Source organism: Xanthomonas albilineans, assembly GCF_002939705.1.
GTDB lineage: Bacteria > Pseudomonadota > Gammaproteobacteria > Xanthomonadales > Xanthomonadaceae > Xanthomonas_A > Xanthomonas_A albilineans.
This window is the reverse complement of the sequence record NZ_MDCB01000005.1, coordinates 107,755-131,833: the sequence shown is the minus strand read 5'-3', so window position 1 is coordinate 131,833 and position 24,079 is coordinate 107,755. Positions and strand designations below refer to the sequence as shown.

Genomic DNA, 24,079 nt, shown 5'->3' with positions numbered 1-24,079 from the left:
CGCTGCACGCGTCAGCATCGCGCATAGCACCCGAGCACATCACCTGAGCGCCATGCACCAATTCCAATGTCACCGAAAAAAAGCGTACGCAACAATCTCTTCCATCCCCACGATGCGCACGCATGGTGCCGGCTCCACATTGGCGTTTGATCTGCGCCAGCAACTCATCGCGTTGAATTTCGTCCGACATCGGAGTCCGGCCGCGTGGCGGGACAACCGCCGCGCCCTTACACTGCCCGCCCACCGATTGCAGCGACGCCGATGTCCGCCCCCATTCGCCTCGACAAATACCTCGCCGCCATGCTGCACTGCTCGCGCGGCGAAGCCCAGCAGTACATCGAAGGCGGCTGGGTCAGCGTGGACGGCATCGTGGTCGAGGAACCCCAGGCCAACATCACCACGCAGCATGTGACACTGGCACCCGATGCGCAGTTGGGAGTGGACGACGCGGCCACTTTGCTGCTGCACAAACCCATTGGACTGACTGCGGCGCAAGCACTGGCACTGGCCAGTCCCGCGACGCGCAGCAGGCTGGATCCGACCGACAGGCGCATGCTCAAACGCCACTTCCTGCACCTGAGCATGCCGTTGCCACTGGAGCAGGAAGCCAGCGGGCTGCTGGTGCTCAGCCAGGACCGCCGCGTGCTGCGCCGACTCAACGAGGACGCCGCCACAATCGAACAGGAGTTCGTGGTCCAAGTGCGCGGCGACCTGCTGCCCTATGGCCTGCACCGGCTCGCCCACGGCCTACGCCACGGATCGCGCACATTGCCGCCATGCAAGGTCAGCTGGCAGAACGAGGATCGCCTGCGTTTCGCGATCAAACAAGTGCAACCCGGTCAGTTGCATGACATGTGCGCACAGGTGGGGCTGGAGGTGATCGGATTGCGGCGCCTGCGCATCGGTCGCATTGCACTGGGCAAGCTGGCGTCGGGCGAGTGGCGCTATCTGCCGAACAGCGAGCGCTTCTGAGCCGCACGGAGACACCGTACAACCTGCACCCTCTAGCCATGGCAGCGCGCACGACTCGGCCCATCATGCGCGCCACTACGCTCAGTGGTGCGCCAGCGCGCGTTGTATCGCTTGCTCAGCCAACGGCGCCATCAGCGCATAGCCGGCGTTGTTGGGATGCACACCATCGATCGCCACGGCTTTATCCATCCCACCCTCGCGGTTGCTCAAAGCGCCGTAGTAGTCCAGATACACCGCACCCTGGTGCTGCGCGTACTCCCGCATCCAGGCGTTAAGCGCGCGGACCTTGCCCGCCGGCTGCAAGCCGGGCCGCCACGGATAGTCACTGACGGGCAACACCGATGCCAGCACCACCTTGATGTGATTGGCCTGGGCCAGTTCGGTCATCGAGCGTAGGTTGTCCTCGATCATGCCCAGCGTGGAAAGCCCGGTATTGCCCGCAAGGTCGTTGGTGCCGGCCAGGATCACCACCACCGCTGGTTTCAAATCGATCACGTCCTGACGCAAGTGCACCAGCATTTGTGCGGTGGTCTGCCCGGAGATACCCCGGTTGACGTAGCCGGATTTACCGGGGAAGAAGTGTGTCCCTTCCCTGCGCCCCCATGCATCGGTGATGGAGTCGCCATAGAACACCACTCGCCGCGCCCCCATGGCCGACGCTGCCAGGGCGGCGTATCGGCACGATAGCGTTGCAATTGCGCCCAATCCAACAGCCGCTGCTGCATCGCCATCACGTCGCTGGGTTTGAGCGTGTCAGGCGCACGCGTGACCTTACCCTCCAGGGCGGCGCCAGGCGCCGGTGCGGCGTACACCACACCCAGCGTCGTGACCCACACGGCGAGGACAACGCACAACAACGGCAGGCATTTCATCGCTCGACTCCAGATACGTGCGGCCCTCCTGTGCAAGCAGGAGGGTTTCCGGCATCCGCAACAGCAGCCGGGCCGCCACCAAAATGTGCGCATACTCACGAAAAACTAAGGGAACTTATGTCATGACGCAGAAAACACATCCCAGACACGCTATCGCAACTGCGCCTGTTTTAGGCTTGGAGGAACACTTGAAAAAGTGTCGCAATCGCCATCAGGCAACCCGCCTGATGCCACCTGAAGTAATACGCAATAAGGATGATCCATGAGTCGCAAACATGCCCTGTCTATCGCATTGCTCGCCAGCATCGCGGGCCTGTCTTCCACGGCCATCGCAAACCCTCCACCCGTGGCCGACGAGATGGATTCCGCCGCAGTCGACACTCCGCCGAACGCCGCTGCACTGGGCGGGGCGGAACTGCACAGCCTCGCCGCAAATAGCAGTCTCGCCGCAGATAGCGCGCACGCGCACGCCCTGATCGCACTGCCCGCGCCCGACAGCGTCAGCACCGCCAAGATTCAGCAATTACGCGGACAGCAAGTCAAACAGGGAAAGCCACTGCAAATCGGCTTCTCACGCGATATCGTCAAGCCGGACATCGACCTGGGCCATCTTCACTGGCAGACACTGTCCGACGGCGCGCAGGTGACCAGCTTCGAGATCAGCTCCACCAATGCCGCAGCGCTGCGCGTGGCGCTGCAACTCAGCGGCAGCGGCGCTCACCCAGGCGATCCGAGTCAAGCGACGCTACGCTTCGCCAGCAAGGATGGTCGCGTGTTCGAACAGAACGGTGCCTATTTCGCCGGTAGCGCACCAGGCTGGTCGGCCGTGGTCGCTGGCGCGCGCATGGTGGTGGAAATCGAACTGCCGAAAGGCCAGTCCCCACAGAACTTCACGTTGAAGATGCCGAAGGTTTCGCACATGGACATCAGTCCTGTCGCCAACGACGCGATGATGCAGCCAATGAGCGGCGAGAGCGGCTCATGCGAGCACGACGTCGCGTGCCGCACCAATCCGACGCCCGGCTTCATCTCGGCCACCAAGTCGGTGGCGCGCATGCTGATCACCAACAAAGACGGCTCCACCTTCACCTGCACCGGCACTCTGCTCAACAACCTCAATACGCCGAAGAAATTCCTGTTCTGGACTGCGTCTCACTGCATCAGCACCCAGGATGTGGCCAACACTTTGCAGACCTACTGGTTCTACGATGCCACCACCTGTAATGGTTCAAAGATCAATCCGGAGTACGCCACGCTCAGCGGCGGTGCTTATGTACGCTACACCAACGATACCCGCGACGTGTCCTTGCTGGAGCTGAAGACCGCACCGCCGAGCGGAGCATTTTTCGCCGGATGGACCAGTCAGGCGATCCCTTCAACAGGCACCCCGATCATCGGCATTCATCACCCCCAAGGCGACGTGAAAAAGTATTCGTTGGGCAACGTGACGGCCCTATCCCGTTCGTTCGAAGACAAGTCGCCGCTGTACCGCGTGCAATGGAAGGCCGGTGTCACCGAGGATGGTTCGTCCGGTTCGGCCCTGTTCACCGTCAAAGACAACGGCGCTTACCAATTGCGCGGCGGCCTGTTCGATGGCGGCTCGTCCTGCAAAACGCCGAAAGAGCCCGATTACTACTCGCGTTTCTCGGACGTGTATCCACACATCCGGAAATACCTGAGCAAGTAAGCCCAAGAGCAAGGAGTACCGCACTCGTACTCCTGCGTCAGGACAGGCCGCCCCAACCGGGCGGCCTGTCCGTTTCTGCCACTGCGCCGCGCAGCGGTTACACTGGCCATCTACCACCGACAAGCAGACATCACTTGGCCAAGCCCAACTACTCCTTTGAAAAACGTCAGCGCGAACTGGCCAAGAAGAAACAGCAGGACGAGAAGGAAGCGCGCAAACGCGAAGCACGCGACGCGGCCAAGGCAGCCGCAAACACCAGTGGGACGCCCGACAGCGCGACCTGAAGACAAGAACGATCAGGTGCCATCAGCACCGCACTGCACTCTATCGCAGGACATCGGCGCTCAGTCGCTGGACGCTCTCAACTTGCAAGAGCAACACGAGAACCGGACTGAGCGATTTCCCCATGATTGAGGCCATAGCGAGATTTCCGACATGGCCGATCGCAACGAGCTCCCTGCCACAGAGCCAGCGGAACCGCTGCGAAAGCAGTGCCCCATCGCCAGCGCGTTCACTCGTGCCGCAGCACCAGCGACCAATCCAGCGCCAGCATCAGCATCAGCGATAAGCCAACCAACGGGAACAGCGCCCCACCGAGCGCCAACAACGCGACCACAACGCGCAACGTGCGCCAGTCCGGTGGTGGCGGCACACCCAGCGCGCGGGCCGGGCGCCGCTTCCACCACACCAGCACGGCGCTGACACACAACACCCCGATGCCAAAGCACGAGGCGATCAAAAGTACCTGATTGAACCAGCCATACTCCTGCCCCATGTGCACGTTGATGCCCCACTCCAACGCCTTGGCCAGCGGGCCGTAGTCGGCGTAGCGCATATCCAGCAGGACCTTGCCACTGTATTGATCCAGATGAATCACGCGCTGCTGCGCCAAGTCCGGCGGATACACCGAGGCGGTGTACACGCCGCGGGGACCACGCGGCAAGGCCACGCTGTAACCGGCAGCGATGCCGCGCGCTCGAAAGCGTGCCACCGCCGCGTTCAGGCCAATTGCAATGGCGGCCTGGCCGGCAACGGTCATCGCGGCACTTGCGTCCTCGGCGGTGCGCATCGCATGCGTGGTTGCTGGTGCGGCTGACGACAGCACCGATTCAGGCACGCGCGCCTGACGCAACGACCAGGCCGGCACCTCGGTCTCGCCCAGGCGCTGCGCGGACATGGGCAGATTCACCCGCAGCCCGGCCGGATAACCGTAGTGATGGCCATTGGCGAGCCGGTTGACCTGCGCGCCCCAGAACCACGACCACGGCAATCCGGTCAGCGCCAGAAACAACAGCATCGCGCCGACGACACTGCCAGTAAGCGCATGCACATCGCGCCAGAACCTCCGCTGTGGTGGCCGTCCGCGCACACGGGTCACGCCCGCGCGCCGCCCGCGTGGCCACCACAGATAGATCCCAGTCAACACCAGCAAAATCGCCCAGCCCGCGGCCACTTCGATCAACGCTCTGGCGAACCAGCCGACGTAGTCGAGGCTGTGCAAGCGGCGGATGGTCCAGGCCACGGTGCCATGCTCGGGCAAACGGCCAAGCACCCGCGCCCGATAGGGATCCACGTACACCACCATGTGACGCCCATCGGCGGCGGCGATGGTCACTTCCGCCGAAGCGTCGGAACGCACCGGCGTGGTGTAACGCAACGCCTGCCCCGGCTGCACCGCCAACGCTGCATCCAGCAGTCGCTGCGGCGGCAGCGCTCGTGCGTCAGCGGACACCGTCACCGTCTTCAGCGCGCGATGGAAATAGCCGTCGATCGGCTGCTGATAGACGAATGCCGCACCGGTCAACGCCAGCCAGATCAGAAACGGCAGCACCAGCAAGCCAGCGTAGAAATGCCAGCGCCACACCGCACGGTAAAAACGCGCCGGTGGCACAACCTCCGCCATCATGCTGCGTGTCATCACCAACCCCAGCTCAAGGTGACGTACAGGGCACGGCCGTCGCCGGGCGATTGACCGGAAGAACCGCTGTCGTACCAGACATACACGTAGTGGCGATCGGTCAGGTTCTTCAGTTGCACGGAGATCTCGCGCTGCGCTCCCCAGTCCCAGGCCGCACCCAGATTGGCCAACGCATAACCGCCGTAACGGCCCAGGGTATTGCTGCGCTCCACGTAGTAATCGCCCTGCGCGTTACCCCAGACCGAGAGTTTCAACCGCGATGTCGCCTGCCAGTCGACACCGGCACTGGCCAGAAAGTGCGGCACGTTTTCGATCTCCTTACCACGTGTCGTCGGCGCACTCGGGTCCGGGGTCTCAATCAACGCCCGTTGCCGCGAATACGCCAGCCACAGCATCCAGCGTTCGTCCGGATGCAGGTTCAGTTGCGCGTCCCAGCCGCGACGCAGGGTCTTGCCGACGTTACCGACCTCGCTCGTGCCGACGCTGCCGTTGACCCCGAAGATGGTGGCCACTTCGTCGGAAGCACGCTGTTCCCAGTACGCCACACGCGCGTCCCAACGCTGTTGCGCACCGACGAACTTCAATCCGGTCTCCCAGCCGTCGTTGAACGACGGCGCCAGATCGCGCGATTGGGTGCGATAGGCGCCATTGCCGCTGCCAATCTGGAAACTGCGACCGATGTTGGCGTAGGCACTGGTCTGCGCGGTCAGCGTGTACACCGCGCCGAATTTGGGTTGCCGGATGGTGCCGTAGGCGTAGGCCGGATAACGCGCACCGCTGGACAGATCGCGGAACTGCCCACCCACCCAATCCACACGATAGCCTGGCACCAGTTGCAGACCCGCATTCGGCCGCAATACCACCTGCACGTAGGCGCCACGCGTGTGCAGATCGAAATCCCAGTCGCGTAACGGCGCGGTGCGTACCCGCGCCACGGTGCGATAACGCTGCGAGGCGTTGTCCTGCCATTGCCCATCGACTCCGCCTTCCAGCGCGAACGATTCCGCCCAATCCACATGCGGCCCCCAACTGAGCTTGCTCAGCAAGCCACGCTGGGTCTCGTCGGTATCGCGTTCCTGTTGCAAGCCAGCCGCGGTGAAGCGCACCCATCGCTGGTTCTGGTAGCGATTCCAGTACAGCGTCGTACTGCTGTGCACGGTGTCGGCCAGGCGCGCATCAAGATGTAGCCCGACCTGCCCGGTCTGGCGTTCGCTGCGGTCATCGCGCGCGTAATCCGGCGAACTGCGCGGCGCGCTCTGCGCCGTGGCGGCATCCAGATACCCCGCTTCCAAGGCCGCGTCGTGGTAGTAGCGCATGCTGAGCCCGGCACGCCAACGCGCATCCGGGTCTGTGTAGAACCACTTGCCGGCGAACACGCGTTTACGCGCGTCGGCATGGTCGCGGTAACCATCGCTATCGCGCCAGGCGGCGAAGTAGTTCTGGCTCCAGCCACCGTGCTCGATGCCTTGCAGCGCCTGCACCTCGCGGGTGCCGAAACTGCCGACGGTGACGCTGGCACGTCCATCGTTGCCGCCGCTGCGCGTCAGCACTTCCACGCTGCCGGCGATCGCGTTCAGGCCGTATCGCGGATCGTTGGTGCCACGCACGATTTCGAGCGCGGCGATATCCAGCGGGAACACCGCATCCAGATAAGGCATGGCGCCGTTATTGTCGTTACTGGGAATGCCGTCGATCAGCAGCTTGACCGCATTGACCCGACCTTCGCCGTTGAAACCACGAAAGGAAAACGTACCGCCCTCGGTCCCCATTTTGAACTGGGTGACTTGCACACCAGGCGCGCGCAACAGCAGTGCCGAAGTGTTATCGACATGCTGATCCTGCAACAAATCGCCGCCGAGGATGTCCACGGAACTGAACACGTTGCGCGCACTGGAACCAGCGGCGAGCGGCGAGGCGACCTGGACCTTGCCCAACGTCAACACAGAGTCGCCGGCAGCGACCGGCGGTGCGTCGACCTCGGCGCGCGCCGGCGCGACCACCGCGGCACAGACGCAGCAGCACGCCGCCGTCGGCATGTAGAGAAAACGCATCATCGATGACTCCATCGATACAAAGGAAGGACCTGCCGCGACGAGGTCGCAGCACGTAAACAACCAACCTATGGATCAACAGAACAGCGGAGGTCCGCGTGCGGGATGTGCGCGACCGAAATCGGCCGTGGCAAAAACACTGCATACAGACGCGTCGGGAGCGGGTGTACCGCGCCAGGGCAGCAATACCAACAGCAATGCCATCCACGGCAACAGACGCGCGGCCAACAAGCAGTAATCGCAGAGCGGTGCGTGCGCCAGCCCAGCGTCGTCGTGATGTCCGGCCTGCACCGGTAACGCACTGCCCGCGAGCCCCGGCAGGCGCAGGCCGCTGCTGGTGCACAACGCCTGGCCATGCAACGCCACCTCACCAGAGGGCGCCTGCTGGCAACGACTGATCAACGGCGCCAGCAACAGCAACCCGATCGCCAACACGGCGAGCGCGGCCCACAACGACGGTGGCTGGCGGAGACGGAACATCATCCCAGTCTAGTACACGCCCACCGGCACGCCAACGCGACGTGTCGCCGCAGCCGTCGAGCCGACCGACTATCGACGCTCCCCGCACAACACGGTATGCATACGCTCTTCACCGACACACGATGGGCGAAGCATCCCCTGGCGTATGGCCGGGCCAACACGCAACGCAGGCCGCCAGCGCGAGCGCCCCAAGGGCGCAACGTCGGCAGCATCGCACGCGATACCCTAGACTTGGGTTCTTCTGCCGTCGGACCGGGCCGCATGTCCACCAACGAATCCACCGTTCTCCCTGTTTATTGCGCCATCAAGCCGCACAACGAAGTGCTGCGTCTGGATGCCCTGCATAGCTACGCGATCCTGGATACGCCGCGCGAACCCGCCTTCGACGATATCACCCGGCTGGCCGCGCTGATTTGCCAGACCCCAATCGCCGTGGTCAGCCTGATCGACAGCGAGCGGCAATGGTTCAAGAGCGAGGTCGGGCTGGGCATACGGGAAACCCCGCTGACCGTCTCGATGTGCGCGCATGCGCTGCTGGAAGACGATCTACTGCTGGTGCCGGACACACGCGAGGACCCACGCTTCGCCAACAACCCCCTGGTGACCGGCGAGATGCACTTGCATTTTTACGCGGGCGCATTGTTGAAGACCTCCGACGGTCTGCCCCTGGGTACGGTCTGCGTGTTGGACCATCGCCCAAGGCACCTCACCTACGAACAGATCGAAGCACTGCGCGCATTGGCGCGGCAGTCGATGGCACAACTGGAACTGCGTAAAGCGCTGCATCTTGCACAGGAATCCAGCCACTACCGTAGTCGCTTGCTGGCCATTGCCGGCCACGATCTGAAAGCGCCCTTACGCACCGCCTCCTATGCGCTGGCCAAGGTACAACGCCAGCTCGGCGAGGCCAGCGAATTGCCGCTGGATGCCGCGCGCGCAGCCTTGAATCAGGTGGCGACCGGGCTGGACACGCTGGCTACCAGCGCGGTCAGCGGCGAGTTCAGCCTGCCGACCTTGCACGATCTGCCCCTGGCCGAGGTGCTGGCGCCAATTCTGGAAACCTGGCGCCCCCAGGCCAAAGCCAATGGAGTGCAACTGCGCAACGTGCCGACCACGCTGCGCGTGCACAGCAACGCGCCGCTGTTGTCCACGTTGCTGGGCAATCTGATCGGAAATGCGGTCAAGTACACCGCGCATGGCAAGGTCCTGGTCGGCTGCCGCCGGCGCGGCAACACGGTGGCCGTGGAGATCATCGACTGCGGCATCGGCATGGATCCGGATAGCCTGCGCACCCTGTTCCAGGCCTTCCGTCAGGCCGATCCGCGCAGCGATGGCCTGGGCCTTGGCCTGTGGATCGTGCGCCGGGCAGCGGACACCCTCGGGTGCGGCGTCGAGGTCCGCAGCCGCCAGGGCCACGGCAGCCGTTTCACGGTGACGCTGCCGGTAAAGAAAGAAAACTGAGCCACCGACCCGGCCACCAGATCAGTCGATGCGGGTCCGAGTCAGCGCTTCCCAGCGCGGCGGCATCGGCCAATCCGGTGGTTGATTACCCTCCATGACCCGGCGCAGATCACGTGTATCGATTTGCGGAGCAAGCGCATGCACCAGCTCCAATGCATAGTCACGTAACACGCGATCGCGCGGCAGCACGGCCCAGGCGATGCACTCGGGAATCTCCGCCGGCGCCGGCCATGCACGCAGATCGGTGTCGTTGGCGTCGACCGCCATCTCTGCCAGCAGGCCAACGCCCAGCCCGGTACGTACGTAGGTCTTGATCAGATCCGCGTCGAGCGCGGTCAACGCGATACTCGGCTCCAACCCGAGGCCAGCGAATGCACGCTGCAACGAAGATTCGGCACGGGTCGAGGATTCGTAACTGATCAACGGCTGCGCCGCCAACGTCACCATATCCGGCGCCCGCGTCGGCATATCCAAGGCGTGTCCGCGCGGCACCAGCACCAGGCGCCGCCAGCGGTACAGCGGTACCGCGATACCCGCACCCGGCGCATTGCCGGCAGTGCTGACAATGGCGATGTCGGCATCGCCCTGTCCCAGCAAATCCAGCGCAGCGCTCTCGGCAGCCTGCTGCAAATGCACGCTGACCTGCCGATAGCGCTGCTTGATCCGCGCCACCGCCGGCGGCAGCACGAAACGCGCCTGGGTATGCGTGGTGATGAGGGTGAGCTGGCCCTGGCTCTCGCGACGCTGGTTGGCGGCATAGGTGCGGATATTATTGGCCTCGGCCAGCACCGCGCGGGCGCGCGCGATCACCTCCCGACCCGGCGGTGTCACCGCCTCCAGACTACGCCCCTTGCGCACGAACAACAGAAAGCCCAACTCGTCCTCGAGTTGTTTCAGCTGTTTGGATAGCCCCGGCTGCGTGGCATGCACGCGCGCCGCCGCCAGGGTGATGTTCAGGTCGGCATCGACGATGGCGACGAGGTAACGAAGCTGGATCAGCGTCATCGGAACGAGGGCGAGACAATATCTGGCATAGGAATCGCGACTTTAGTGGAAATCGGCCCCAGCTTATAACCGAAAGCGATTGGCCCCAGACAGGAGGTGATTTCCAGCGATCAGGCGCGGACGCTAAGGTCGTCGCTGCTTTCACCATCCCGTATTGCGCTCCACCATGCGTCCTGCTTTGATTACCATGATCGCGAGAAGGCCGCGCCGGATAGACTGCCCTGGAGGGCATTGGCGCGGGAACAAAGGATTGTGGCGGTATCGCGGGCGCGCCTGCTGGCTGGCAGCGGCGCCGCTCATGCACACCGCCTGACCCGCCCCCATTCCGGAGACACTGCAATGGCGATCTACGACAACATCCTCGACACCATCGGCCACACGCCGGTGGTCAAGCTGCAACGTCTGGCACCGAGGCACACCAGCCTGTACGTCAAGGTCGAAGCGTTCAATCCCGGTGGCTCGGTCAAGGATCGCCTTGCCATGGGGATCGTGCTCGACGCCGAGGCGCGCGGCCTGCTCAAACCCGGCGACACCATCGTCGAGGCGACTTCCGGCAACACAGGCGTGGCCCTGGCAATGATCGCTGCCGCTCGCGGCTACAACTTTGTCGCGACCATGGTGGAGACCTTCTCGATCGAACGGCGCAAGTTGATGCGCGCCTATGGGGCCAAGGTGATCCTGACACCGGCCGCAGAACGCGGCAGCGGCATGGTGCGCAAAGCAGAAGAACTGGCCAAAGAACACGGTTGGTTTTTGGCACGGCAGTTCGCCAACCCGGCCAATCCTGCCTACCACCGCAACACCACCGCCACGGAAATCCTGCGCGATTTCGCCGGCCGCCGGCTGGACCACTTCGTCAGCGGCTGGGGCACCGGCGGCACCCTGACCGGTGTCGGCGAAGTGCTGCGAATCGCACGCCCGGAGGTGCGCATCATCGCCAGCGAACCGGCCGGTGCGGCGTTGCTGCAAGGCCAGGAATGGAAGCCGCACAAGATCCAGGGCTGGACACCCGACTTCGTCCCCGAGGTGCTCAACCGCTCGGTCTACGACACGGTACTGAGCGTGGAGGACAACGAAGCCATCGCAACCTCACGCCGCCTCGCCGCGGAGGAAGGCATTTTCACCGGCATTTCCGGTGGCGGCACCGTCGCCACCGCATTGCAGGTGGCCGAGACTGCCGCGCCCGGTGCGGTGATTCTGGCAATGCTACCGGACACTGGCGAGCGCTACTTCTCCACACCGCTGTTCGCCGACATCAACGAAGGCAGCGACGACGACTGGCTGGCCGGACTGCCGTAATCACATCCACCGCGTTGCAGGCCACAGCGCGGCCTGCAACGCGGAAGTAAGAGTGGCTAACAAAACGTCGCGCGTCACTGTCGGGTGGGCGCGGACAGTGTGCAGGAACCGCAGTGTACAGGGGGGTACATGAGGATTCCGAGCACTGCCAGCGCCCGTCTAGCGGCGACGCAGTCGTTTTGTTAGCGCCCCCAAGACGGATCGCCCGTCTTGGTCCGATGCCGATGCCCCCTCGATCTGCACCGGCATCAGATCGAACCGCCGCTGGCCTGGACCAGCCTAGCCTTGCCTTGAAGAAGCTCTGCCACGACCGCCAACTTGCGCCGGCCATCCAAGGCTTGATCTGCTCCTCCTCCATCACTGTAGTCATCCACTGCAGTCATCGGTGTCTCCTTCGAAACGTCACACCCGCGCAGGGATTTCAGTGGGTCATTACATTGGCGCACAATTGATTTAAGATGCAGTATCGCGACGATCAGGGCCAGTTCCGGAACCGTCGCGTTTTTTGTTTTTCAATCATTTAACTAGGCAAGTTCCTGGAAACACGGTATTCGACACCTGTAACGCCAGCGGAGCCCTCATGCTTTTCGAAACGCTTGCCACCACCGGCCACGAACAAGTCGTTTTCTGCCACAACCGCGATATCGGCCTACGAGCGATCATCGCCATCCACAACACCGTCCTTGGCCCCGCGCTGGGCGGCGTGCGTATGCGTCCCTACACCAACACCGAATCGGCGCTACAGGACGCACTGCGGCTCAGCCGCACGATGACCTACAAAAACGCGCTGGCGGGGCTGAACATCGGCGGCGGCAAGGCGGTGATCATCGGCGATCCGAAAACCGACAAATCCGAGGCGCTGTTCCGCGCTTTCGGTCGCTACGTGGATTCGCTGGGCGGGCGCTACATCACCGCCGAGGACGTCGGCACCGACGTCAACGACATGGAGCAGATCTACCTGGAGACCGAATACGTCACCGGCGTGCACCAAGTACACGGCGGCTCCGGCGATCCGGCCCCGTTCACCGCCTACGGTGCGCTGCAGGCGCTGCTGGCCTCCTTGCAACGCAAACTTGGTCACGAAGAAATCGGCAGGATCAGCATCGCGGTGCAGGGCCTGGGCCACATCGGGATGGAGTTGGTGAAGCTGCTCAAGGAGCGCGGCGCCAAGCTATACGTCACCGACCTGGATCCGACGCTGGTCGAGCGCGCGGTCGCCGAATACGGCGCCGAAGCGGTGACGCCCGAGGAGATCTATGACGTCGCCGCCGACGTGCTGGCTCCGTGCGCGCTGGAAAATGCCATCGACGAAGCCAAGCTGCCACGATTGAAGGCAAAGATCGTCTGCGGCACCGCCAACAACCAATTGGCCAGTGCGGCCGTCGGCGAGGAACTGCATCGCCGCGGCATCCTCTACGCACCGGATTACGCGGTCAATGCCGGCGGCGTGATGAACGTATCGCTGGAAATCGACGGATACAACCGCGAACGCGCGATGCGCTTGATCCGTAGCATGTATCACAACCTCGGCAAGATCTTCGACCTGTCCGAGCGCGAAAATATCCCGCCGCAACAGGCTGCCGACCGCATCGCCGAGGCACGCATGCAGGCCATTGGCAAACTCAAACTGCCGCTAGGCCGCACGGCACCGCGTTCGATGGGGCATCTGCGCGGCGAATAGCGCACGTCCAATGGCGCAAAGCCTAGGCCGAATCGCGGCCGACCAACGCCACCGACAAGCGCCCTTGCCGCACCCGCTGACACACTACCGCGCTGTCACGGTCCGCACCGGAACAGCGCGACTGAGACCTCGGCCCCACGCTACCGCCCTGGGGTCAGAACCCCAGGCGGTAGCGCAGCGAGAACACGCGATCATCGCCACGCGGACCGAAGCGCTGGTCGTAGCCCAGCCCAAGCACCGAGGTGTTCCAATGGGTCTGCAGGCTCGCGCCGAACAGACCACCGGCGCGTGCAGGTTGCAGATCGACCAGCGGCGCCCACGCGTCCAGGCCGACAAAGCGGGCCTGGCGGTCCAACCCCTGCGCGGCCAGGGTCTGCTGCCACTCGGCATAGCCCTGCAGCGACCAGCGGTGACCGCCGACGCCAGTGCGCAAGCCGGCCAGCGCCTGGCTGCGCGAGGAAGACGCGGCATCGGCCATGAGCCCGAATCCGTCGCCGCCCTGCTCGCGGAAACCATCGCTGTCGATACGACTGTAGTCGGCGCCGGCATAGGGCGTCAGCCAGGCCGGGCCACGGCCCATGCGATAGCCGATCTCGACACTGGTGGAGAGAAAGCGCCCGCTATAGCGACTGGACGCACCGGCGACGCTATCGCCGAGCAACAGACTGCGGTCGAGCTGGCGGCGGTATTGTCCACTGCCCAGTTGCGCCAACGCATACGCCTTACCGGACGTCGCACCGAAATACGCCTGACCCTGCACTTGGCGATTGCGGCTGCGATCCAGGCTCCCGGCATCGTTGGCGTGACTCTCGCCGAAGGCGACACCGCCCACCGTATGCTCGCCCAGCCGCATGTCCTGGCCCATCAACCAACCATCGAACTGGAACTGACTGCCGGCAAAGCTGCCCTGGCCGGTCTCGCCCAGTTGCTGACTCCAGGCACCGACCGCACGTGGCCGCTCGACCAGCAGATCGAAGCGGCTGGACAGCGCGCGCCGCTGCAGGTCCATGGTGTCGAAGGTCATCGCACCGGCAGCGGCATGGGCTTCGCCGGACAGGCTGCGCAGCGTTGCCGTGGCCGCCGCCACCGTCGGCGACTGCTGCACCGCGCCGGCCGCTTTCAACAGGGCTCCATCGACCGTCGCCGGTGCATGCTGCAATTGCGCATCCAACCGTGCGAACGCCGCATCCACGCGACTCGCCGAAGCCAGGGTGGCCGCATTGCTGATGCCGAAACCAGCCGCCGCCGCGGTGACGCTCAACGACTGCAGCGTGATCGAAGCACTGGTGGCATCGTAGGACAGCGACGCGGTCACGAACACGTTCGACGGCGACGTCACCGACGCGAACGTGCCGGTCAAGCCGCCGCTGGCTTCCAACACCTTGTAGGCGGTGTTATTGACCACGTAGTCGTGCTTTCCCAGCACGTACAGCGCGCCACCCTGCAAGGTCGCGGTGCCGCCGGCCGAGAGCTTGTCGCCCACCAGTAGGGCCAACCGACCATTGCTGGCCTGCACGTAGCTACCGCTCAGGCTCAAGACCGCGGCCCCGACCTGAAAAGTACCGGCATTGAGCACGTTGCCGCCCAGTGGGCCGGTCCCGATGAAGGTCGCACCGTTGCTGATCGCCACGTTCGAGTTGCCCAGACTCGCCGCGCTGAGCGTGCCACCCTGCACCTGGGTATCGCCGCTGTAGCTGTTCTGAGTGCTGCTCAAGGTCAAGGTACCACTGCCCTGCTTGATCAGCCCGCCGCTACCGGCAATATCGTTGGCCCAGGTCGAACTGCCGTCGAACGCGACGGTGACATCGCCCCAATCGAACCGGGCCGGCCCCTTCACCGCCTTGCCGATGTTGAGCAGGCCATAGCCGAACGTCGGATCCGCCCCAGGCGCGCCCAGGTCGGTGGCGGTGCCGAGTAGAGTCTGCCGCACCAGATCGTTGCTGAAATAGGGGAATGCCTGCCACACCAGCGTGGCGGCGCCGGACACCAACGGAGCAGCGAACGAGGTACCGCTGCCGTAGTAGTAGCTCGGATTGGCGGTGGACGTGGTCGCTTTCGGATCGACGTACACTTCAGTACCTGGCGCAACCAGGCAGTAACGCATCGCCGCGCCGCAGGCATTGGAATAGGAAGCTAACTGCGTCCCGGTCGTCGAATCCACTGCGGCCACCACCAGCCAGCCGCGCTCCAGGTCCGCAGCCGGAAGGGTGCCACCGGGTCCGGGCTGGCTCGGCAACGATGCGATGTCCGACGGCGTGGCCTTGGAATCGTTGCCCGCTGCGAACACCACCAAACCGCCATTGCTATGCACGAACGGACGGTAATCATTGGCGATCGCGTTGGTCGCGTTGGGATCGCTCCAGTAGACCCCTCCCCAGGAATTGTTCATCACCCTGACCCCGGCATTGATCAGATCCTGGTGCACGCCGCTCAAGCCGAGCCCACCGCTGACCTGATTGCCACTGCCGCTTCCGTCATCCTTGGGCTCGGTGTCAGAGATGATGCGCGCCGACACGATCTGTGCGCCTGGCGCGATGCCGCCCGGCCAGGCACCGACCGGCTTACCAGCGGCGAGTTGAGAGACGCTGGTGCCATGACCCACGACATCGTCGACATTGACGTTGTTCTTGGCCGGATCGACGTAGACCAGGTTGGACACCACACGCCCAGCCAACGCAGGATGATTGCGATTGACTCCGGTATCGACCACACCAATACGGTAACCACTGCCGTCGTAGCCGGCGGTCTGCGCCGCCAAGGCATTCGTCAGCACCAGATGCGCGTCGAACGCCGGTTGTGGCGGCGGCGGTGGCGAATTTGGAGGAGGAGGTGGTGGTGGTGGTGGTGGCGGGGGAGGAGGTGAGACAGGCGGTGGATTGCCGCCGTGAACCATCGGGCTAGCGCCACCGTGCCCACCACCACAAGAAGTCAACGCAACTGCAACAGCGGCCGCCAGCAGCGACCGCGCCATCAATGTCCGCATGTTTTTCCCCTATGCCTTGAGCCGCGCGTCAATGCGCGCACTGAATTGAGTCGCCACTCAATTAACAAAACCAACGCCCCACGTGAACCCCAGCGAACTCTACACCGAAATGGCGCACTCGCGACGATGCACGATCCAAACGCGATTGGCATTGGCAGGAGCGGCAGCACAACCGATAATCAATATTACCTCTCCCCAAGGGTTTGAAATGACCGAGATCGTCATCGCCGCGGCCAAGCGCACTGCCATCGGCGCCTTCCTTGGCCAGTTCAATGGCGTCCCCACGCCAACGCTCGGCGCCGCGGCCATCCGCGCCGCGTTGGAGCAATCCGGCATCGCCGCTGTCGACGTTTCCGAAGTCATCATGGGCTGCGTGCTTCCGGCCAACCTCGGCCAAGCGCCCGCGCGGCAAGCCGCGCGCGCAGCAGGCCTGCTCGACGCCACCGGCGCGACCACCATCAACAAAGTCTGCGGGTCGGGCATGAAGGCGGTGATGCTCGGCCACGACCTGATCAAGGCCGGCTCGGCCAGCATCGTCGTCGCCGGCGGAATGGAATCGATGAGTAACGCGCCGCACCTGCTGCCCAATTCGCGCATCGGCAACCGTTACGGCAACTTTCAAGCAGTCGATCACATGGCCTGGGACGGCCTGACCAATCCCGACGACGGCCAAGCCATGGGCGTGTTCGGCGAAGCAACGGCAGAGAAGTTCGGTTTCACCCGCCAGGATCAGGACGCGTTCGCGATCGCATCGGTCACCCGTGCACAGGCCGCGCAGCGCGGCGGCGCGTTCGATGCCGAGATCGTTCCGATGCGCATCGCCACCCGCAAGGGAGAGGTGCAGGTCGCCAGCGACGAACAGCCGGACAAGTCCGACATCGCCAAAATCCCGACATTGAAGCCGGCGTTCAAGAAGGATGGCACGGTGACCGCCGCCAGTTCTTCCAGCATCTCCGACGGCGCTGCAGCACTGGTGCTACTAAGCAGCGACGATGCCGCGCGGCGCGGTATCACGCCGCTGGCACGTATCGCCGGCCACGCGACCTTCTCGCAGGCACCAGAATGGTTCACAACCGCACCGGTCGGCGCGATCCGCAAGCTGCTCGACCAAGTCGGCTGGAGCCTGGACCAGGTCGATCTATTCGAAATCAACGAGGCCTTCGCCGTGGTGGCGATGGTGCCGATCAAGGAACTGGGCCTTGACCATGCCAAGGTCAACGTCAACGGTGGGGCCTGCGCGCTTGGCCACCCCATCGGCGCGTCCGGCGCACGGTTATTGGTGACATTGCTAAACGCGTTGCGCAACCGCGGCCGCCGCCGCGGCATCGCCACCCTATGCATCGGCGGGGGCGAGGCAACCGCAGTCGCCATCGAATTGATTTGATTAGAGTTAACCCGTGCAATACAAAAATGAATGCGCGTACGCTTGACAGCCGACTTTGGCTTGTCATCATGTTAAAGGCGCGCACTCGCGCGTTGCCTAACTAAACGACGAGGATAGACACAATGAGCATCAACAAGCTGCTGATCGCAATGGCGCTAGGCCTGGCCCTGGCCGCGTGCTCGAAGCAGGAGCAGGCCCAAGACGCCGCGGCTTCCGCTAACCAGTCCGCCACCGAAGCCCAGGCTGCTGCCGACCAGTCCGCCGCTGCCGCTGCCCCGACCGCAGACGCAGCCCAGGCTGCTGCCGACACCGCCGCGACCGCAGCCAACACTGCTGCCGATGCCTCGGCCGCCGCCGCCGCTGCCCCGACCGAAGCTGCTGCCGACAAGGCTGCCGACACCGCCAAGGCTGCGGAAGCAACCGCTGACAAGGCCAAGGAAGCCGCCGAAAAAGCCAAGAAGTAATCACTTCTTGCTTCAGGCACGTCTGAGAAAGCCGCTGGTTCGCCAGCGGCTTTTTCTTTGCCCTGCAACAAGACCTGTCTGCAGAAGCCGCTATCGTCTGCGCAATTCAAAACAGCTTTGCGGCAGGAACAGGAATTGCCACGCCCTCCTAGTCCGTATCGACTTCGCACTACGCATGAGCTGCTGCGCTATCTCACAGCCGCAATGGCCTAAGCTGCGGCCAGCCAGTGCCACTGAACTCCCTCTGCGCCAGGGTCTGCCAACGGCAACACAGATTTCTGAATCCGAGTACGCGCCGATGCACCGCCTTGACGCAGACTGCATGCAGCGGCAACTAGTCTGCGCCAAACACCATGTCGACCGAGAACGCGCATGAACAAAACTACGATTTTGACCCTGTTAGCTACGCTGACGCTGACCGCCTGCCAAGGCCCCGAAGCCCAGCAGGCGCAGCGCGACGCCAAGGCCGCCGCCGAGGAAACCAGTAAAGCCGCAAAGGAAGCCGCAGACCAGGTCGCGCAAACCGGGCGCGAGGTCGCTGCCGACGCGCGCGACGCCGCGCATCGCGCCGCTAACTCCGAGTCAGTGCAGGATGCTACGGCTGCCGCCAAGGAGATGGCCGCCGATGCCAGCGAGGCCACCGCCGAGGCTGCGAAAAAGGTCGCCGAAAAAGCCCGCGAAAACGCCGACGCAGATCCGCATAACGCGCACAAAGAGCGGCACTGAGCTTATGCCCTCGCCCCCGCCTTCACCCGCGCTGACGAGGGAGCGCAGCCTTATATACGGCGGAATTTTTTCGTGACATAGGCCGAAGGCGATTAACGCGGAGCGCTCACTTTGCCAATGTCGACTCTTCATCGCGTGCGGGCCAGGACCCGCTTTGCTCTCCTGTTCTCCGCCACGGTATTCGTGGCAATCGGGTTCGGCGTGTTTTCGGGAGCACAACGCGCCATTTCCGATGCCGCACTGGTGGCGCATACGCACGAAGTGCTGCGCAATATCGACGAGGTGCAGTCCACACTGCTGATGAGCGAATCTTCGTTGCGCGGATACGAGCTGACCGACAACCAAGCCTACCTGAGCACCTACCACGACAGCGCCGAGCGGGTACCGCGGCAACTGGCGCAATTACGCGCGCTGGTGGCCGACAATCCGGTGCAGATCGCCAACGTCCGTGTCCTGCAACACCTGGCGAATACACGCCTGGCACAGATGCGGCAGTTACTCGACACCTACCAGCGCGCGGGCCTCATCGCCCTGCAGCGCGCGATGGGAGCCGAGGTTTTCCAGAATTCCAGTGCGATCCGCGATCATATGCAGCAGATGATCGAACTGGAGCAACGGTTACTGCAAAGCCGCGATCGCTCCAACCAGCGCAGCGCCGACCTGCTACTAGGCCTAGCACTGGCAGGAATTCCATTAGGACTGGGCGGCGTCTGCGTGGTCTACGCGCTGTTGTTCCGCGAATTGCGCAATCGCAGCGCGGCAGAACAGGCCGCTTCGGTCGCCAACGAAAAGCTGGAGGCCAGCATCCTGGAACTTGAGCGCACCACTGCCGACCTCAATGCACTCAGCCGCTACTCCGGCCTGCTACAGAGCTGCATGGATCCGACCGAGGCATTGACGGTGACCACGCGCCTGCTTGCCGCATTGATACCCGACAGCGGCGGCAGCATCTACCTGCTGCGCGCCTCGCGGGACAGAGCAGAGCAGATCGTCACCTGGGGTCAGCCGTCAGTGCGCAGCGAACCGATAGTGACACCACATGACTGTTGGGCGCTGCGCCGCGACAAGAGCCACTTCGTCAACGCACAGCGGCACGACTCTGCCTGCACGCACATGCTCGACGATCCACAGAGCATCGGCGCCAGTACCGCCTGCATTCCGTTGTCGGCGCAGGGCACGCAGTTGGGCTTCGTCTTCTTGGCAGGTTCTGGCCCTGGGCCACTGCCGCGCATCGCCATCGCCGAAGCTGCTGCCGAGCAGTTGTCTCTGGCACTGAGCAATCTGCGCCTACGCGAGTCGCTGCGCCTGCAATCGATCCGCGACCCGCTCACCGGCCTGTTCAATCGCCGCTACCTGGAAGAGTCGTTGCAGCACGAACTGGCCCGCTGCGAACGCCGTTCGATGCCACTGTCGCTGCTGATGCTGGATGTGGATCACTTCAAGCAATTCAATGACGTGCATGGCCACGGCGGCGGCGACAGCCTGCTGGCGGCGGTCGGGCAGATGCTGTCCTCGCGACTACGGGGCGAAGACATCGCCTGCCGCTACGGCGGCGAGGAATTCACCGTGATCCTGCCTGAAACCGGCCCCGAAGAGGCACTGGTGATCGCCGAGCACATCCGTGCCGCCGCCCCACAACTCAATGCCAATCTGGACGGCAAGGCGTTGCCTGGGGTCACGCTATCGATCGGACTCGCCAGCTATAGCCGCGACGGCACAGTCGCCACTACACTGCTGCGCAAAGCCGATGCGGCGCTGTACCGGGCCAAGCGCAGCGGTCGCAACCAAGTACAACAGTACGATTCAATCCTGGATGACATCAGCTAAACCGGTCGCCCCCAAATGCGACGACGGTCCCGATTGGCGATAAAGGTCACAAAATCGACGCGTTAGAGCAGCCATAGTGGCGTTTTCCCCCGACTGGAGACGACGACCATGTCCATTTGGAAAGATCAGGGTTCAACGCGCAAGGACGGCCTCCCCCCCGTCCCCGGTAACGGCGCCGCGCCAGCGGATCCACGCCCCACGGGCGAAGCGCTCGGCAACGAACCGCTGACCAGCATTGCCGCCGCCCCAACACCAACCCCCGCCCCTACCCCTGTCCGCTCATCGACACCGGCGGCCAAAGAATCGCTGATCGCCGCCGACATCAGCATCGAAGGCAAGATCGAAGGCAGCGGCCATATTCGCATTGCCGGCAAGTTCAAGGGCGACGTCAACGTGCAAGGCGATCTGACCATCGAGACCGGCGCTAAGCTGAGCGGTGGCGTGCGCGCCGAGAAGGTCATCATTGCGGGCGAACTGGAAGGCAATATCGAATCGGCTTCGCGGGTGGAACTGCTGGCTTCCGGCGCGCTGATCGGCGACGTAAAGGCAGGATCGCTGACTGTCGCCGCCGGCTCGCGGATGCGTGGCCAGGCCGACTTCGGCTGGGAAGACGACAAGCATGGCCGCAAACCGGCCAAGGCCACGGAGTCCGACATCGGCGCATGAGTAGTCCGCGTCCTGGCACCCCGGGAGCGACCCGGACCTGCCCGCACTGCCGGGCCACGATCTTGGAAAGTGCCAGCGTCTGCCCGGCATGCAAGCACCATTTGCGCTTCGACTCGGCAGTGCTGCAGCAATCGGCACCGTCGGCGATGGTGCCGCTGCGCGTAGACGGCACCATCCGCCATCCCGCCGATGGCACCGCGTGGGAGTACAGCGTGCTGGTGAGTATTCGCAACGGACGCGGCGAGGAGATCAAGCGGCAGTTGGTCGGAGTCGGGGCCATGCTCAATGGCGAGGAACGCACGTTCACCCTGTCGGTGGAGGCGACTCCGGTGAAGAGCAGCAAACGGGGGAAACTCTAGGAGCCAACGGTGCCATCCGCAGGAACGCATGACGAGTATCGCTCAAAACCACGGCGATGCCCTGTTGGCAATCTGGAAGAGCTGCGTCAGCCAACGGCTCCAGAATTGGTACACCGCCACATGCGCCTGACGTTGCGCCTGGTCTCGGCTCAGCGCCACGTCAAAGTCCGGCGCCTCGCGCAGACGACAGGCGCTCAGCGTCCAGGCATCCATCAGCGCCATGTTGGACTCCCTCCCCGAGTTGCGGACTCATCTTATTTACTGAAACCAGACGTTATTTACTGAAACCGGACGCCCCATAAGACCATACATAGTCGTCCCTGAAAAACTTCACCCACCTTGCAGAGCCAGAATTATAAGCTTCGTCATGTGGGCTGTGTTTGCCCGTTTTCGCTAAGTTCGATGCGATTTTCTTGCACGTTTCAAGCATGTGCCACCGTCGGCCTCCCCCGCTGATGAGCGACCTGTATCGGTGAATCCTATGCTCAATGGATGCCTGGGGTTGCTGATCCAATTGATGGCCCAATTGCTGCAACTCAAGCATGCCGATGCCCTGTCCGGTGAGACCATGCTCGGTTTTTCAGAGACAACCGATTACTTGCGATGCTTTTCGTGTCAGATCACCGCAACCAAATGGTTCACAGCGGTGTTTCTCGCTTCTTGAAACCGCCTTCTTATTTCTGTCTACGCACGGATATAACCGCTCCATACAATGCGCGAGCATATCTCGCAAACCACCACTTTCCCCGATCCCGAATCCCCCTGGACTCGATCGTTGATGAAAACCCTACAACTGCAAAAGCGCGTGGCATGCCTCGCCATGGCCATCGGCACCACCCTCGCATGCTCGGCTGCCATGGCGGTGGAACCTCGCAATTCCGACCGCAACGTCCTGCCGGTCATCTCGGGCTCGAAGATCCGCCTTAGGACGGGATCAGAATGGTCATCATGCACCGTCGGGGCGGTGTTGGTGCCCACGAGCATCTGGCAAAGACTGACGCCGTACCAAAATGCCACACGATGGCTCGTGATTGCCAAGCACTGCGGGCCGATGTATGCGACCGTCTACTCGGGGGACCAGGCACTCGGCGCCGTCGAGTGGCAGTCCGCTGGCTCGGACATCGCGCTTGTACGGGTATCGCCCATAGCAAATCCGACGTACACGTGGTGCCAGGCTCACCACAGCGGCGCCTCCTACTGCAATCCATACGCGGCTTATACGCCCCGCGCGCGCAATCAAGTCTTCATGCTACGCGGGGGGCGGGAAAGGCGTCTTCCTGTTGCCGGGTATTCGAACGCGCCGGATGGGCGGTTCTGCACAAGCGGTTTTGTCACCGGTGTCCGTTGCGTGTGGCAAGGCATGTCCCTCGAGCCGGGAATGTTTCGACCGAGTTATGCCAACATCAGTGCCGCGCACGGGGACGAGTTGTACAGCCTTGCCGGCGGCGACTCCGGCGGACCGGCCCTCACCTACGACCTGAATTTGATTGGGATCATCTCGTCCAGCAACACTGCCAACAGTTCCATGCTCTTCTACACGTCAATGGCAGATGTGCTGCAAGAGTTAAGCACCTACACCCTTGCTCCGAACAGCCTACCCGCCGGTGCCGGCGAGGATAATCCGCTCTCCCCCTTCGGTGAAAACGCCGGTTGGGAACTGGCCCCAGCGGACGAGGCGGACGACGACGCGGGAGCTGCCCAGACGCAGCCCATTGGCGGATAAAGACGAGCGGGTCCGGCGTTCATGACGTCGGCCTGTGCCGTCAGCATCCCATGTGAGTCGTGGGAATCGCGTTTCAGTCAGCAAAGCGCCGCCTCCATGCGGCGCTTTGTTATGTGCATGAGTTGCACCTGAAAAACCCAGGATTCCCGTGCAACTGGTTCACATACAGCGTTGACCTGACCACCATCGGCGCCAGCACGCTAGCCGATAGCTGCGCCATGGGATGACGCAGATCGATCTGGTTCTCTAGGCGGAAACGGAACAACTCTTCGGGCGGGCGATATTCTACGGCGGGACATCGATTGCGCATGCTCAGAAAATACAAGAAAACCGCGCCCAATCTAACGGAAACTGGCAATCCAGGCACGTCCTCTGCGGCACAAAAGGCTTGGTGCAGGCGAGTTTGCGGGCTTTTCAGGGGCGACTACATATTGCAAGAAATCCGGTTACAGCAGGGTTTAAAACAAGCCGGATCGACGTAAACGTTTACGCGGTCGGCGTGATATTAAAGTGACCAACAA

The 24,079-nt window shown here is 63.3% G+C and carries 20 protein-coding genes, 1 other RNA gene and 2 pseudogenes; 14 read left to right on the top strand and 9 right to left on the bottom strand.

Annotated elements, in window-relative coordinates:
• Positions 1-261 precede the first annotated feature (261 nt).
• Positions 262-972 (top strand): rRNA pseudouridine synthase, encoded by a 711-nt coding sequence (locus XalbCFBP2523_RS06575; protein WP_045766204.1) that lies wholly within the window; start codon positions 262-264, stop codon positions 970-972.
• Positions 973-1,053: 81 nt separating this feature from the next.
• On the opposite strand, the pseudogene XalbCFBP2523_RS06570 reads toward XalbCFBP2523_RS06575, so the two are convergent.
• A pseudogene (locus tag XalbCFBP2523_RS06570) lies at positions 1,054-1,844 on the bottom strand (SGNH/GDSL hydrolase family protein).
• A gap of 262 nt (positions 1,845-2,106) precedes the next feature.
• Between XalbCFBP2523_RS06570 and XalbCFBP2523_RS06565 the strand changes: the two are divergent.
• Entirely contained in the window at positions 2,107-3,531 is a 1,425-nt protein-coding gene (locus tag XalbCFBP2523_RS06565) for a trypsin-like serine peptidase (RefSeq protein ID WP_045766205.1), read from the top strand.
• 134 nt (positions 3,532-3,665) lie between these two features.
• Positions 3,666-3,815: a hypothetical protein gene (locus XalbCFBP2523_RS16765; RefSeq protein WP_162836145.1), complete on the top strand. Its 150-nt coding sequence runs from the start codon at positions 3,666-3,668 to the stop codon at positions 3,813-3,815.
• 227 nt (positions 3,816-4,042) lie between these two features.
• Here XalbCFBP2523_RS16765 and XalbCFBP2523_RS06560 read toward each other — a convergent pair whose 3' ends face one another.
• From XalbCFBP2523_RS06560 to XalbCFBP2523_RS06550, 3 genes are all read right to left on the bottom strand, one after another.
• Complete coding sequence (locus XalbCFBP2523_RS06560) at positions 4,043-5,449, bottom strand: PepSY-associated TM helix domain-containing protein (RefSeq protein WP_045766206.1); 1,407 nt, start codon at positions 5,447-5,449, stop codon at positions 4,043-4,045.
• The gene (locus XalbCFBP2523_RS06555; protein WP_407071008.1) at positions 5,449-7,500 is read right to left on the bottom strand and encodes a TonB-dependent receptor; all 2,052 of its coding nucleotides are present in this window, start codon (positions 7,498-7,500) and stop codon (positions 5,449-5,451) included. Before XalbCFBP2523_RS06555 ends, XalbCFBP2523_RS06560 begins: the two co-directional genes overlap by 1 nt.
• Positions 7,501-7,575: 75 nt before the next feature.
• Complete coding sequence (locus XalbCFBP2523_RS06550) at positions 7,576-7,983, bottom strand: DUF2946 domain-containing protein (protein ID WP_012916993.1); 408 nt, start codon at positions 7,981-7,983, stop codon at positions 7,576-7,578.
• Between the two features lie 258 nt (positions 7,984-8,241).
• Here XalbCFBP2523_RS06550 and XalbCFBP2523_RS06545 point away from each other — a divergent pair, with 258 nt between their 5' ends.
• Entirely contained in the window at positions 8,242-9,441 is a 1,200-nt protein-coding gene (locus XalbCFBP2523_RS06545; protein ID WP_045766208.1) for a GAF domain-containing sensor histidine kinase, read from the top strand.
• Positions 9,442-9,462: 21 nt separating this feature from the next.
• Here the strand turns inward: XalbCFBP2523_RS06545 and XalbCFBP2523_RS06540 are convergent, their stop codons facing one another.
• Entirely contained in the window at positions 9,463-10,446 is a 984-nt protein-coding gene (locus XalbCFBP2523_RS06540) for a LysR family transcriptional regulator (RefSeq protein WP_012916995.1), read from the bottom strand.
• A gap of 339 nt (positions 10,447-10,785) precedes the next feature.
• Here XalbCFBP2523_RS06540 and cysK point away from each other — a divergent pair, with 339 nt between their 5' ends.
• Positions 10,786-11,745 (top strand): cysteine synthase A, encoded by a 960-nt coding sequence (cysK, locus tag XalbCFBP2523_RS06535; protein ID WP_012916996.1) that lies wholly within the window; start codon positions 10,786-10,788, stop codon positions 11,743-11,745.
• A 54-nt stretch (positions 11,746-11,799) separates the two neighbouring features.
• On the opposite strand, the gene XalbCFBP2523_RS06530 is transcribed toward cysK, so the two are convergent.
• Positions 11,800-11,876, bottom strand: a non-coding RNA gene (locus XalbCFBP2523_RS06530) — sX9 sRNA.
• Positions 11,877-11,993: 117 nt separating this feature from the next.
• Positions 11,994-12,128 (bottom strand): hypothetical protein, encoded by a 135-nt coding sequence (locus XalbCFBP2523_RS17325; protein WP_268988927.1) that lies wholly within the window; start codon positions 12,126-12,128, stop codon positions 11,994-11,996.
• 197 nt (positions 12,129-12,325) lie between these two features.
• Between XalbCFBP2523_RS17325 and XalbCFBP2523_RS06525 the strand changes: the two genes are divergently transcribed.
• On the top strand, positions 12,326-13,426 hold the full coding sequence (locus tag XalbCFBP2523_RS06525; RefSeq protein ID WP_012916997.1) for a Glu/Leu/Phe/Val dehydrogenase dimerization domain-containing protein: 1,101 nt from the start codon (positions 12,326-12,328) through the stop codon (positions 13,424-13,426).
• Between the two features lie 154 nt (positions 13,427-13,580).
• On the opposite strand, the gene XalbCFBP2523_RS06520 is transcribed toward XalbCFBP2523_RS06525, so the two are convergent.
• On the bottom strand, positions 13,581-16,409 hold the full coding sequence (locus tag XalbCFBP2523_RS06520; protein ID WP_045766209.1) for an autotransporter serine protease: 2,829 nt from the start codon (positions 16,407-16,409) through the stop codon (positions 13,581-13,583).
• A 208-nt stretch (positions 16,410-16,617) separates the two neighbouring features.
• Between XalbCFBP2523_RS06520 and XalbCFBP2523_RS06515 the strand changes: the two genes are divergently transcribed.
• The 6 genes from XalbCFBP2523_RS06515 to XalbCFBP2523_RS06490 all read left to right on the top strand — a co-directional run bounded on the left by XalbCFBP2523_RS06515 (position 16,618) and on the right by XalbCFBP2523_RS06490 (position 21,835).
• Entirely contained in the window at positions 16,618-17,793 is a 1,176-nt protein-coding gene (locus tag XalbCFBP2523_RS06515; RefSeq protein ID WP_045766210.1) for a thiolase family protein, read from the top strand.
• A 122-nt stretch (positions 17,794-17,915) separates the two neighbouring features.
• The gene (locus tag XalbCFBP2523_RS06510) at positions 17,916-18,257 is read left to right on the top strand and encodes a hypothetical protein (RefSeq protein ID WP_012917000.1); all 342 of its coding nucleotides are present in this window, start codon (positions 17,916-17,918) and stop codon (positions 18,255-18,257) included.
• 372 nt (positions 18,258-18,629) lie between these two features.
• Complete coding sequence (locus tag XalbCFBP2523_RS06505; protein ID WP_012917001.1) at positions 18,630-18,983, top strand: hypothetical protein; 354 nt, start codon at positions 18,630-18,632, stop codon at positions 18,981-18,983.
• A 117-nt stretch (positions 18,984-19,100) separates the two neighbouring features.
• Positions 19,101-20,810 (top strand): sensor domain-containing diguanylate cyclase, encoded by a 1,710-nt coding sequence (locus XalbCFBP2523_RS06500; RefSeq protein WP_012917002.1) that lies wholly within the window; start codon positions 19,101-19,103, stop codon positions 20,808-20,810.
• Positions 20,811-20,918: 108 nt separating this feature from the next.
• The gene (locus XalbCFBP2523_RS06495; RefSeq protein WP_045766211.1) at positions 20,919-21,476 is read left to right on the top strand and encodes a bactofilin family protein; all 558 of its coding nucleotides are present in this window, start codon (positions 20,919-20,921) and stop codon (positions 21,474-21,476) included.
• Complete coding sequence (locus tag XalbCFBP2523_RS06490) at positions 21,473-21,835, top strand: hypothetical protein (RefSeq protein WP_012917004.1); 363 nt, start codon at positions 21,473-21,475, stop codon at positions 21,833-21,835. Before XalbCFBP2523_RS06495 ends, XalbCFBP2523_RS06490 begins: the two co-directional genes overlap by 4 nt.
• A 72-nt stretch (positions 21,836-21,907) precedes the next feature.
• Here XalbCFBP2523_RS06490 and XalbCFBP2523_RS06485 read toward each other — a convergent pair.
• Positions 21,908-22,100, bottom strand: a pseudogene (locus XalbCFBP2523_RS06485) (FAD-dependent oxidoreductase); the annotation flags it as partial.
• A 207-nt stretch (positions 22,101-22,307) separates the two neighbouring features.
• Between XalbCFBP2523_RS06485 and XalbCFBP2523_RS06480 the strand changes: the two are divergent.
• Entirely contained in the window at positions 22,308-22,499 is a 192-nt protein-coding gene (locus tag XalbCFBP2523_RS06480; RefSeq protein WP_146084053.1) for a hypothetical protein, read from the top strand.
• A 48-nt stretch (positions 22,500-22,547) separates the two neighbouring features.
• A complete protein-coding gene (locus XalbCFBP2523_RS06475) occupies positions 22,548-23,558 on the top strand; it encodes a S1 family peptidase (RefSeq protein ID WP_249027714.1) in 1,011 nt (336 codons plus the stop codon).
• The last annotated feature ends 521 nt before the right edge of the window (positions 23,559-24,079 follow it).